The organism is Thermoleptolyngbya oregonensis NK1-22, from assembly GCF_032705245.1.
Taxonomy (GTDB): domain Bacteria; phylum Cyanobacteriota; class Cyanobacteriia; order Elainellales; family Elainellaceae; genus Thermoleptolyngbya; species Thermoleptolyngbya sichuanensis.
In genome coordinates, this window is record NZ_CP053540.1 from 124,187 (window position 1) to 136,372 (window position 12,186).

Here is a 12,186-nt window from a genome sequence, read left to right on the forward strand (position 1 = left end):
ATCCGGCGTGCAAGAGGCACTATCAAGCGTGGCGATCGCCCCCGGAATAGTGCCCTTCGACCGTTCCCCCTTGTTTCGCCCCTATTCTTAGCTAAACTGCTTTGGGCCCGGCCCTTCCATAATTTAGGGTAAATGTAATCATCTCCGATCAAGATTTCTCAGAGCCGCTTCCCAAATTTGCCAGGTCAGCCACCCAGGGGCGATCGCCCAAACACAGATTCTCCCAAGGCAAATTCCCTTTAAGACGAGTCCTCTCAAGGCAATTAAAGCCTCCCCCAAAAACTCGTTCTTCGTTCTTCCCTCTTCGTTCTTCCCTCTTCCCTCTTCCCTCTTCCCTCTTCGTTCTTCCCTCTTCCCTCTTCCCCCTTCTACTGAGGCTGCCCCGAAAACGGTTCCGGCGGATTCGTCCAGTTAAAGTCGTTAATCCGAATGCCCAGCGAGCCGACTTCTCGGTCGGGGTTGACCCGCAGAATGATGGAATACGTGCGGCGACTGTATTCCAGGAAAAAGGTCGTGTCAAAACCTTCCCGCTTGTCAAGGTTAATTGACGTTTGAAAGCCTGCTCGAATCGGCCCGTAGATTTGTTGCAGCAGCCCAAAGGACAGAACCTGGGGATCAGCAATCCGGTCAAATCGAAACGGAGATTCCCCCTCCACAATCGCATTAGAGTAGGTGACGTTGAAGCGGGTGTAGTCCAGAAAATTTCGGGAGAACCGACCAAACTGCCCCTGGAGGCTGGCAAAGGCCGTCAGGCTGCTCTGGCTATCTTCGCTGGTGTAGTAGGCAGTAGTGCCGCGCAACCCAACGACGGCGACGAGGTTGGGAACAATGGGCGTGGGCGAATAGCGCAGTCCCCCTTCAGCAGTGGGCGGCAGGGGCGGCGCAGACCACAGCAAAAAGGCCCGCGTTAGCCCCGCACTGGCCTGAAATCGACCCAGCGTGACGCGGCTATTGCGGCGCTCCAGAGGGGGATCGAGCAAGTCTTCGCGATCGGTGTTGGCGTTGATTAGCTGGGCGCTGAATTGATAATTGAGGTTGATACGTGAACTGCCCAGCGGAATATTGGGGGAAGAAAAGACAGCACCCAGGCTGGTTTGCACGTTCTGAAACCCAAGGGTGCCGTTAAACAGGCGATCGCGGTAGCTATATTCCAGCGTCAGTTGGTGAATGCCCACCTGCTGCCGCAGCCGCAGACTGCCCCGCACCTTGTTTTCTAAGTCGCCCAAATCGAGCGTGCCAAAGGTCGCCGTGCCCACCAGCGACGTGGAGGGGCCAAGGGTGGCATCCAACTGCGCCAACAGCCCAATGCTGCTGGGATCAAAGAAATTAAAGTTGTTGTCTGTAACGGCTCGCTGAAGCAGAATTGCGGGCGCAAGCACAAACTGCACGCGGGGTTGGTTGATCACCGTCAGCGGCGCTTGCACAAATAGCCCGCCCACCTCTTCGTCGTAGCCCAGGCTCAACAGCGGCGGCTGGCGGCGGCGATTGTCGATCACCACCCGGTTCTGCAAAAAAGGCAGGCTGAAGCGCTGGTCGAACACGAGCCGGGGATTGCGGGCGCGAACCTCCGCCTGGAGCGGGTTGAACTGGGTGTAGGTGAGTTCGGGGGTGCGGAGTTCCAGTTCGGGCGGCGAAAAGGGGTCGTTGGTAAGGCGCACATTTTGGGCGACCCAGCCGTCGGGAAAAAACTCGATGGATTCGGCCTCGAAGCGAAAGCGGGTGAGTTCGCCTTCGCGCTGCCCCGTGAGCGCCAACCCCTGATCCAGGTTTGCCCCCACTTCTACCAGGATGCCACCAGGACTGGAAACAGGGGGCGCACCCGGAGGACGGGGTGTGGGGCGAGGTCGTTCAGCGCCCGCAGCGGCTTCCTCCAGCGGCGATAGCAGGGTAAGATCCGTGCCGCTGGAGGGCAAGAAGATTTCGCCCCTGGCTCCGTCCACCGTGCCTTCGCTCTGCACAAAGTTATAGACGAGGCGATCGCCCTGAAGAATCTGAGCCCCCCGCACCAGTTGCACATTGCCCTCGGCCACCGCAATGCGGTTTTGCAAATTCACCTGCACCCGATCTGCCGTCAGCACCGCCCGCCGGAAACGCATTTCCACATTGCCTTCGGCGGAGAAGACCTCGCGCAGGGTGTCAAAGTCTTGGCGATCGCCCCGAATTTCGACCAGATCAGTCAGGCTGGTGGGCGTTGCTGAATCCGTCGCAGCAGGACTAGGAGAAGGCCTGGGAGAAGCAGGCGGCGACGGGGAAGCGGCTGGCACATCGACCGGAGCCTCTCCGTCTGGCGGCGGGGTCGCCGGGTCGGGCCCATCGTCTGGGGGCGGAATCAGCAGAATTTGCCGACCCGAATCGGGGTCTTGCTCCAGGGTTTCTGGAAACGGGATGGGTGCGGGCAGGTTTGGGGCGCTGTCTGGATTGGGGGGTTGGTTCGACGGGGAGGGAGCCTGGGCAACGGTACTTGCGTCGCTGCGGCTGGAAAGCGCTGCAAGCAAGGGAATGGGATTGCTAGAAACAGCCCAGGTCTGGCTGGGAAGCTGGCGCTCGGCAGGGACGGACAGGGGGCGATTCGCGGAGTGATCCCTGCGGAAATCGCCCTCCATCGGCCCCATTTCCCGTCCCCCAATCGCCTCGGTGCTCAGGATTGAGGGGCGAAATGACAGCGAGGACGGCGTAATCGCAGGCTGTAGCGATGCAACAGGCGATTCAATCGGCTGCCGGGGTTCTCCCAACAGTCGCCAGTCATCAGCCGGGTGCGGCGGTGCAGAGCGGAATATCGTCGTGTCGGAAGGCGGTGCGGCTAGCAGAGTCCCCGGTGTCAGCGCGGGAAGGTATTCTGGAACGGATGCGAAACCAGATTCCACAATAGGAAGCGTCACCGTTCCGTCTGCCCCTGGAGCAACCGCTGGGGCGACGTTAACCGACAGCGGCACGCCCAGGGCTGCGGCGGACTGGGCATTGGCGACGGCAGGCAGAGGCGGCGGCGTAGCAGGCAGACGGCCATTTGGACGCACGGGACGAGTCGTGAAGTGATCCCGGCGGGAATCGCCCGACGAAACCGAACGGCGGCCCAGGTCGCTTCCCTGATTCGATGTGGGAACGGACTGCGCCGTAGGGATGGGATCGGCTGGCTCGACAGCGGCGACAGGAGCAGCGGGGCGATTCACAAAGCGATCCCTGCGGGAATCACCAGCTATCCCGTCCTGACGAGCTTGCAGCCATTGTCGGGCAGGACGAGTCGGCGAGGCGCTGGTTCCTGGGGTGCGGAATCGTGAAGCCACATCCACAACCGACCCAGGCGATGATGCGCTGATCGACTCGACTGTTGATCTGGGCGTAGATCCTCCAGACGTAGATCCTCCGGGCGCAGATCCATCGGGCGTAAATTCTTTGGGCGTAACTTCAGCGGTCGATGGGGCTGATCCGGCGCTTGCAGACTTTGACCGGGGTGACCACCGAACCCCTGAACCTGGCTCTGGAAGGAGACGCGAATCGGATGCGATCGCAGATGCATCGGCAGACGGGCGATCGCGCTCCTGAACCGGGGCAGCAGGTGCAATATCGACAATCGCAGCAGGGGGAGGTGGGAAGCTAGGGGGCGGAACCGGGACGGGCATACGCAGCTAAAACTAAGTCAAACCATCAGGTCAAGCAAGCAGCCCTGAGTGCGAGCAGCCCTGGGGGTCGGTCACGACGCTTGACGACGCTTCCCACGATTAAGTGCCCTGCCGCGGCTGGGGGCAGAGGGTTGTTCAGACAAAAACTATTCGAGATCTCGGCGGTTGGGGTTGCGCGAGGGGTCGTTGGACAGGAAGCCAAACACGAACAGGCTGATGAAGAACAGCACAACGATATAAACAATCACTTTAAGCGTCAGCATGGGTACTCTGGCGGGGTTTCAAAAACAAGCTCCATTATCATATCGAAACGATGTCCCCTTTTTCGACCCAGGGTAAGCGCAACTTTTACCCGGTTTTTTCCAGAAGGCAGTTGGGGTCGTTGGGCGATTCCCGCAGGGATCGCTTCGCGAATCGCCCGACTCCGTTTGCCAGCTTTGGTATCCGCTTGGGTATCCGCTTTGACCCCATTTCAGGGACTCTCTGAGCAGGGCAAAATCCCGTTCAATAAATCCTTTTGGCCCCCATAGGCTCAATCGAAGCATCTGGGCTAAAGTCTTAGTGAACCTGCTCTTTGAAAGCGTCCTGCTGTCATCGTGAATTCACCTGAGCTACCCGCCGCGCCGCAGCCGCCTCGTCCGCCCCGTCGTCGTCTCCGCCTGGCCTGGCGACCCGTTGCCCTGGGGTTGGGGCTGGTCGCACTGGCAGGCGGCGTGGGCGGAACGCTGTGGGTGCGAAGTTTTTTGCGAAACGACCTAGCTCCGCTGCTGTCTACCACCCTGAGTGAGACGATCAATCGCCCCGTCCAGGTGGGCCCGCTGCAAGGCCTTGCGCTCAACTGGCGCGGCCAAGGCGAGATTGTGTTTGGCGAATCAGTTTTGCCGCCGACGGAGACCGATGGCGATCGCGCTACGGTGCAGCAAGTCCGCGCCCGGTTTAACCTCCTGGATCTGCTCCAGCGTCGTCTGGGGCTGGTGCTGACCCTGCAAAACCCCGACATTTTTCTCGATCAGACCGACGACGGCAAGTGGATCGCCATTGAACTGGCCGAGAGCGAGGACGACCCCCCGCTAAAGGTTGAACTGCGGCAGCTATTGATCGCAGACGGCACGGTGACCGTGGCTCCCTCGGCGCAACTGATGATCGAGGCGGAAAAGCCGGGGGTGCAGCCTGATTCGGATCTATCGGTGCGGCTGCAACAGGTCAACGGCGAGGTAAACCTGGACTCCATCGAGGCTACCGATGCCAGCGGGGTGACGCTGGAGGGGCAAAATATTCGCTTTGATGTCACTGGAAATCCTGGCCGGGGTGGGGCGCTGCGGCTGCGGGGCGAAGGGATCACGGTGCCCGATTTTCGGCTGAATTTGGTGGTGCAGTCCGATGGCATTGCCGTGCAGGATGTGGGGGCGCTGCTGGCGATGCCCGTAGCGCTAGAGGACGGACGGCTGTCTTCTAACCTGGAGCTTCGGTTTGCCGACGACACGGTGACGGGGCTGAACGGGACGGCCCGGTTTGCCGATGTGGCAGTGGCGATCGCCGATGTGCCCAAGCGCATTACCCAGGCCGGGGCCCAACTGCGGTTTCGCAATCGGCTGATCACCATCGAAGACGGGCGCGTCACCTACGGCACGATTCCCGTCGAAGTAGAAGGAACCTATGACCTGCGTGAGGGCTACAACCTGTCCACTCGCGTCCGCAACGTGGATGTTCGCCAGATCGAAGAAACGGCAGACGTAGCGACCCCGATCACCCTTGCTGGGGCCTTTGATGCCGATGTGACGGTGACGGGGCCGCCCGATGGGCCGATTGTAGCGGGCACAGTTCGCAGCAGTCGCCCCCTGCTAATTGACAAAGTTACCATTGATCGCCTCAGTACCCGCTTTTCGCTGGTGAAGGAGCGGGTTGATTTGACGGATCTGGTGGCGCAGCTTCCGGGCGGTGGCGTGGTGACGGGGGGCGGCGTGCTGGGGCTGGGCGAGGAGGCGACCGTGCAGGCGCGAGTCCAGGCGCGAAATCTGCCCGCCGATGCCCTGGCGCGAACCTACGGCGCAACGCTGCCGCCAGAAATCGTGCTGGGACGGGTTAATGCAACCGCGCAGGTAGAGGGGCCGTCCAATGCACTCCGCACGGCGATTCAATGGCAGGCGGCGGAGGCGACCTACCCAGCACGGGGGGAACTGCTGATTGCGGGCGAGAATCTGCGGCTGCAAAATACAACGCTGGAGGTCGCGGGCGGGCGCGTGAGTGCGGAGGGCGACTTGGTGGGCGATCGCTGGCAGGCCGTGGTGCGGAGCCAGGGGGTGGGGCTGAGGCCGTTTTCGCCGGAGCTAGCGGGCACGCTGGATGGCACGGTGCGGCTGGCGGGCACGCTGGCCGATCCGACGCTGGCAGGCATTCGGGCAGAGGGCGATGTGCGGCTGTCGCAGGGCGTGTCGCTGCTGACGGGGCCGCTGACGGCAGATTTTCGCTGGCTGGGCGATCGCCTTGTGCTAAATCGGGCGGCGGCTCCGGGCTTCCGCGCCAATGGCACGGTCTTTGCGCGGACCACAGGCAACACACCGGAAATCTCTAGCTTTGACCTAGCGCTGGCGGTGCAGGACTTTGACCTGAATCGACTGCCTGTCACCTTGCCGCCCCAGGTGCGTGTGGCTGGGCGGACGGACTTTTCCGGTCGGGTGTCGGGCACGCCTGCCGCGCCGAATGTGAACGGACTGCTGGCGCTCAACGGGCTGGCCATTAACCAGCGCCAGTTTGATCCGCGCCTGGCCGGGCCGGTGCAGTTTGCAATGGGTCAGGGCGTGCGGGCTGACCTGACGGGCCGCCGCGACCAGATTTCGCTAGATCTGGATGGCGACTATCTGCCGCGCTCATTTTTGCTGGTGCATGACGGGGCGCGAGCAGCAGGAACAAGGCGCAATCGCACGCTGGTCACCACATTAGAAAACCTGCCCCTAGACTGGTTTGCCCTCACCCCGGCTGCCGACCTGGGGCTGGGCCCCGTCACGGGAACCGTATCTGCCAATGCGGACGTAAACCTGGACACCTACGCCACCGAGGGCAGTTTTATGGTCGATCGCCCTGCCATTGGCTACCTGTTTGCCGACCAGTTCAGCGGGCGCGTCACCTACCGCAACGACCGGATTGAGCTAGAGGACGGGCTGCTGGCGCTGGCATTGCCCACCGAGCGGCCGCCCCTGGATCAGCCCTACAGCACGGTTGCAGTGAACGGCAGCGCAACGCTGGGCGACGACCCGCAGTTCGAGGCGACCCTGGAAACCGACAACGCCCGCATTCAGGACGTGCTGAATACCCTGCGCTGGTATGACTTCGACGACGTGGCGCGAGGCTTTCGGCAGCCGCCCACGGCCCAGTCCACCGACCTAGCCACCGTGCCCATACAAACGGGCGATCGCCCCATTTACCAGCAACTCCAGCGCTATTCCGAAATCCTGGCGCTGCTGGATCTGCAAAAACAGCAGGACGAAGCCGCCAATCCTCTGCCTCGGCTGGCAGAACTGCAAGGCAACTTTGAAGCCACGCTGAACCTGTCTGGTTCAGTGCAGTCGGGCGTGACCGCAGACTTCAACTTGGCGGGAGAAAACTGGCAATGGGGCGAGTTTAACGCACAGCAGGTGATCGCCCAGGGTACGCTCCAGGATGGGGTTCTGGAACTGTTACCACTGCGGCTGGGGTCGGACGAGGCCTTCCTCAGTTTCAACGGGCAGTTTGGCGCAGACGAGATTTCGGGCCAGCTTCAGGCGCAGTCGGTGGATATCACGCCCCTTCAGGACATCGTGCGGTTGCCCATTAGCATCACGGGTCGGGTGAATGGTAACGCCTTTTTGCAGGGCAGCCTCGGCGATCCAGAGGTGCGCGGCGAAGTGAGCTTGTTCGATGCCAAGATTCAGCAGCAGTCCGTTCGAGATGCCAGGGCGCTATTCAGCTACGACGATGCGCGAGCGCGGATTATCGGGCAAATGAGCGTCAACGAAACAGAACCCCTGCGCCTGCGGGCCGACATTCCCTACGCCTTCGATTTCATGGACGTATCGCCCGACAGCGAGGCGATCGCCATCAACCTCTCCGTCAAAAACGAAGGTCTGGAACTGCTCAGCCTGTTTACCAACCAGGTGGCCTGGGCCGGCGGCGAGGCGGATATTAATCTGGACATCACGGGCACGCTGAACGCGCCGCTGGTGACGGGCGCGGCCGAGTTTAACGGAGCCTCGATGACCGCACCCGCCCTGCCAGAACCCCTGACCAACATCACCGGCCGCGCCCAGTTCAACACCAGCTTTGTGGATGTGGAAGGCATTCGCGGCCAGTTCCGCCAAGGAGAAGTGGTTGCAGAGGGCATCTTGCCAATTTTTGACCCCAATGATTTTCCACGAAGCGAAACAACCGTCAACCAGCCACTGACGGTCAGCCTTAATCAGGTCGTGCTGAATCTGAAGGGCCTGTATAGCGGTGGGGTCGATGGCGCAGTGCAAGTTACCGGAACCGCCCTTGCGCCGGTCATTGGGGGCGACATTGCGCTCACCAACGGTCGCGTCCAGTTGCTCAGCGGCGACGCGCCACCGCCCGAAGACGATCCCATTGACCCCGACGACATCACCATTCCGCCCCGGTTTGATAACCTGCGATTGAGTCTGGGGCGCGGGTTGCGAATTACGCTCGACCCGCTGCTGGACTTTCTGGTGGCGGGCGAACTGCGGGTCAACGGCACCGTCCGGGCCCCCCGTCCAGAGGGAGAACTACAAGTTCGTCGGGGCATTGTCAACCTGTTCACCACGCAATTCAACCTGGTGCGGGGCTACAACAACACCGCCGAATTTACGCCGCAGCGGGGACTCGATCCTTACCTGCAAGTGCAGCTTGTGGCCTCCGTGCCAGAGGTGACCCGCACACCGATCACGACCTCTAGCGGAGCCGCCGAGATTAACGAAACCCTGGTGACAGACTTGGGCAGCCTCAGTAATGTGCGGGTGATGGCTACAGTAGACGGCTACGCTAGCGAAATGCTGGATGGGTTCCTCACCGGATCAGACACGTTTGCGCTAACCAGCAGCCCCGCCCGCAGCGACAGCGAAATTATTGCGCTGATTGGCGGCGGCTTTATCAATACCTTTGGGCAGGGCGACAGTACGCTGGCGATCGCCAACCTAGCAGGTTCTGCCCTCCTCCCCGGCATCCAGGGGGTCATTAGCGAAGTGCTGGGGCTGTCGGATTTCCGCCTGTTCCCCACGCTGCTGCCCTCCGAAAACGCCTCCAGCACCACCCTCGAACTCGCCGCCGAAGCGGGGATCGACCTGTTTGGCACCGACCTCTCCGGCTCTGTGCTGGCGATCCTGACGGCCGATGCGCCTGTGCAGTTCAACCTGCGCTATCGCATCAACGACCAGTTTTTGATCCGCAGCTACATCGACACCGATGGCGGAACCGGGGCGATTCTGGAATTTGAGACGCGGTTTTAGCAGCGTTGGGCTAGGCCCCCTTCGTCACTCCGTCAGCACCTCACCTCCCGTAGCAGTGACCAAAACGTCATCTTCAATGCGAATGCCGCGCACATCGGCAAACGCTGCCAGACGCTCCCAGTTCACCAGGGCGGAATAGCGATCGCGCTTTTCTGGGTCTTGCAGCAGGGCAGGAATTTGGTAAAAGCCGGGTTCCACCGTCACCACCATGCCCGGCCGCAGGGGGCGATCGAGCCGCAGATAGCATAGCCCAAAGCGATCGCTCCTCGTCCGCCCCGGCTCATAGCCCGCGAGGTCGCCCAGGTCTTCCATATCGTGGACATCCAGCCCCAAGAGATGCCCCACGCCATGCGGGAAAAACAGCGCGTGGGCATCTTGCTCAACTAGTTCCTCTGGCGCACCGCGCAAAATGCCCAGGCTCACCAGTCCTTCAGCCAGCACTCGCGCCGCCAGCAGGTGAATCTCGCGGTATTCCACCCCAGGGGCGATCGCCTCGATGCAGCGGTCGTGGGCCGCCTGCACGATGTCGTAGAGATCCCGCTGGGTTGGTGAAAACTGACCCGACACAGGCCAGGTGCGCGTCATGTCCGCTGCCCAGCCCAGGGGCGTTTCGGCTCCCACATCGGCCAGCAGCAAATCCCCTGGCTCCAGCCTGTGCCTATAGTGGCAGTTGTGCAGCACCTCCCCATGCACAGTGACGATGCTGCTGTAGGCAGGGGTCATATCCGCCGCCAGGATCACCTGCTCCATAGCCGCCCGCACCTCGGCTTCGGTGGTGGCTGTTGCGGTTGCGGCCCTGCCCGCCGCGTGGGCCCGCCGCGTCACCTGGGCCGCCCGCCGCATTTCTGCCAGCGCCAGGTCATCGTGGCAGAGCCGCACCTGGGCGATCGCCCCCGCCAGGGACAGATCCGGCTCCTGTGCCAGCTTGGGGACGACGAGCGATCGCCCCAAGAGCCTCTCTTGCTGTTGCCGCGTGGCGCTGTCCTGCACTGCAATCGTCGCCGCGCCTGCACAATACCGCTCCAGGTCGGCCAGGGGCCGTGCGTCATCCGCGCCGATCTGTTCCGCAAGCTGCGATCGCGTCGGGCCAGGCCCGTGCCACAGCACCTCGGCGGGGGTTGGCTCATCCCAAAACAGCGTCAGGTGGGAACCCTGGAGGGCGATCGCCGCCTTGGGTAAGTTCAACCCCGCGAAGTACAGAAAATGGCTGCTGGCGCGAAACGGGTAGGAATTCGCCGGAAAATTTCGCGAGGGACTCTGCCCCGACCACAGCACCACAGGAACAGAAATCAGGGTCGCAAGCCTCTGTCGCCGCTGGCGCAGCGCTGCTGCAAGGGATGGAGAACCAGACGCGGACTCAGCTTGCAGGAATTCGGCTTGCATGATTCAGAGCCAGATAAAATACACCTAAAATACACCCTGATTCAAGCATTTTTTGCCCCCGGTTGGGCGATCGCCCGGTTGTAACTTACTCGCGACGGCGCTGCAAGTATCGCAACACGTCCCCCGGATCGGGCTGGATCAGGATGCCGCGTTCTGCAACAGAGACAGCGCGGCTCCACTCAAAGCGCTCGGCATAGCGGAGCAGGTGCAGCCGATCGACCTCTTGCTGCGTATCGGCAGGAGAGCCGACCAAGTAGAGGCGCAGGCGGCGGCGACGGGGCAACTCGCAGGTCAGCGACGGCAGCGAAAACTCGGTCGCCTCCGAGCATGGGGACGACCAGACATATTAAATTTGCAGCATTTGGGGGTTCCTCTTGTGAAATGGGTTGAGAGAAACCCCGAAATGTTGGCCGCCCAAAGACGTGAAGCGCTGGGACAGGGCGGCCTAAAATGGACGCAGCCCTGAGACAGCCCGTACTGTCGAGGGGCCAGGCGTTGGTAGGTGTTGGTCGCGCCTACCAATGCCGTAAGTGACTAAACGACCAAAATTTCGGGGAGAAAGCAAGCTGCTCGCACACAGCTATGGCGCAACATTATAGGGCAGAAACACAAATTGTGCATTAGCGGCGTGAGATCTCAAAGTTTTTCGTCTCAGAGTTTTTCGCCTTAGAGGGTGTTTGAAAAGGTATCGTCTGTAATGTTAAGCACTCAGAAATCCCCCCTCGCCCCCCTTAAAAAGGGGGGAAACCGCCTTAAAGTCCCCCTTTTTTAGGGGATTTAGGGGGAGCTTACACGCTTTGCTACAAACAGTAGGACTTTTCAAACATCCTCTGAGACTCTTTGGGGCGATCGCCCCACCCAAACATTCTGCATAAAGTCGGTCCGAACGGCACAAAGCCGACCCCAAAGTAAGACAGCGAGAACTCCGCAGGGCAGAACTCTCGCTGTTGCAAGAATTTAGTTGTCCTGAATGTGTCCTGGATGTGTCCTGAGGATGTCCTGAATATGCCCTAAATGCGTCCTGAATGCGTCCCGAATGCGCCCTGAATGCGTCCTGAAATCAATCCTGAAACGTGTCCCGAAATGCTGCTAGCCCGCAAGACAGAGGAGCAGCCTAGACACTGGACATGAACACTGGACATGAACACTGGGTCTGGACTCTGGCGTATGCACCGGGCATCCACACTGGGCATCCACTGGGCATCCACCGGGCATCCACGCTGGGCATCCACCGGGCACGGGCACTGGGCATAGACACTGGGCAAAGCTGTTTGACGGGTTACTTCAAAACGCCGAAGTAGTAGGCCGCCACCACAAAGTTGATGCCGAGCAGCAGCAGGGCCCAACCGGCGCGGAAGGTATAGGGAGGTTTGCTGGCGGGTTTGGATTTAGAAGTCATGGCAATTCCTAACAGCGATAAACAGCAGAGAATCTAATCGTTCATTATTAACCACAGCGGGGGACTTGATAACCCTCCGCTTGGCAAAACGAAACATTACAAATAGGGGGGACGAATCAGAGGGACGAATCAGGGGGACAAGAATCAGGGGAACAAATAGAGGGCAGCCAGAGGGCAGCCATCTTTATTCCCAAACCTCATTCCCGTCCACACGCCCCAAATCGTTTGCACATTAAAACGCATGTACTATAGAAAATCCTAAGAACGTGTGTATTATGGCATTAAGAACGTATGTATTATGAACCAAAAAGCT

Annotated in this window: 8 protein-coding genes; 3 read left to right on the plus strand and 5 right to left on the minus strand. The window is 60.7% G+C overall.

All coding sequences use genetic code 11. The annotated features are described in order from the left end of the window. Positions 1 to 368 precede the first annotated feature (368 nt). Positions 369 to 3,287, minus strand: coding sequence for a DUF3769 domain-containing protein (locus tag HNI00_RS00555; RefSeq protein WP_316789745.1), 2,919 nt, complete (start codon positions 3,285 to 3,287; stop codon positions 369 to 371). A 125-nt stretch (positions 3,288 to 3,412) separates the two neighbouring features. On the opposite strand from HNI00_RS00555, the gene HNI00_RS00560 reads away from it, so the two are divergent. After that, positions 3,413 to 3,595, plus strand: a complete 183-nt coding sequence (locus HNI00_RS00560) for a hypothetical protein (protein WP_316789746.1) — start codon at positions 3,413 to 3,415, stop codon at positions 3,593 to 3,595. Between the two features lie 168 nt (positions 3,596 to 3,763). On the opposite strand, the gene HNI00_RS00565 is transcribed toward HNI00_RS00560, so the two are convergent. Further along, on the minus strand, positions 3,764 to 3,880 hold the full coding sequence (locus tag HNI00_RS00565) for a photosystem II reaction center protein I (protein ID WP_068509295.1): 117 nt from the start codon (positions 3,878 to 3,880) through the stop codon (positions 3,764 to 3,766). 333 nt (positions 3,881 to 4,213) lie between these two features. Here HNI00_RS00565 and HNI00_RS00570 point away from each other — a divergent pair, with 333 nt between their 5' ends. Continuing rightward, entirely contained in the window at positions 4,214 to 9,091 is a 4,878-nt protein-coding gene (locus tag HNI00_RS00570; RefSeq protein WP_316789748.1) for a translocation/assembly module TamB domain-containing protein, read from the plus strand. Positions 9,092 to 9,115: 24 nt separating this feature from the next. On the opposite strand, the gene HNI00_RS00575 is transcribed toward HNI00_RS00570, so the two are convergent. Then, complete coding sequence (locus tag HNI00_RS00575) at positions 9,116 to 10,474, minus strand: aminopeptidase P family protein (protein WP_316789750.1); 1,359 nt, start codon at positions 10,472 to 10,474, stop codon at positions 9,116 to 9,118. Positions 10,475 to 10,559: 85 nt separating this feature from the next. Then, entirely contained in the window at positions 10,560 to 10,757 is a 198-nt protein-coding gene (locus tag HNI00_RS00580) for a hypothetical protein (RefSeq protein ID WP_316789752.1), read from the minus strand. A gap of 844 nt (positions 10,758 to 11,601) precedes the next feature. On the opposite strand from HNI00_RS00580, the gene HNI00_RS00585 reads away from it, so the two are divergent. Next, the gene (locus tag HNI00_RS00585) at positions 11,602 to 11,775 is read left to right on the plus strand and encodes a hypothetical protein (RefSeq protein WP_316789755.1); all 174 of its coding nucleotides are present in this window, start codon (positions 11,602 to 11,604) and stop codon (positions 11,773 to 11,775) included. Here HNI00_RS00585 and psaX read toward each other — a convergent pair. Continuing rightward, the gene (gene psaX, locus HNI00_RS00590; protein ID WP_172357899.1) at positions 11,754 to 11,873 is read right to left on the minus strand and encodes a photosystem I protein PsaX; all 120 of its coding nucleotides are present in this window, start codon (positions 11,871 to 11,873) and stop codon (positions 11,754 to 11,756) included. The two genes, HNI00_RS00585 and psaX, sit on opposite strands and share 22 nt — an antisense overlap. Positions 11,874 to 12,186 lie beyond the last annotated feature (313 nt).

Coding starts and splice junctions, on each gene's coding strand:
- HNI00_RS00560 (WP_316789746.1), top strand. CDS start 3,413: ATGGGGCTGATCCGGCGCTTGCAGACTTTGACCGGGGTGACCACCGAA.
- HNI00_RS00565 (WP_068509295.1), bottom strand. CDS start 3,880: ATGCTGACGCTTAAAGTGATTGTTTATATCGTTGTGCTGTTCTTCATC.
- HNI00_RS00575 (WP_316789750.1), bottom strand. CDS start 10,474: ATGCAAGCCGAATTCCTGCAAGCTGAGTCCGCGTCTGGTTCTCCATCC.
- HNI00_RS00585 (WP_316789755.1), top strand. CDS start 11,602: ATGAACACTGGACATGAACACTGGGTCTGGACTCTGGCGTATGCACCG.
- psaX (WP_172357899.1), bottom strand. CDS start 11,873: ATGACTTCTAAATCCAAACCCGCCAGCAAACCTCCCTATACCTTCCGC.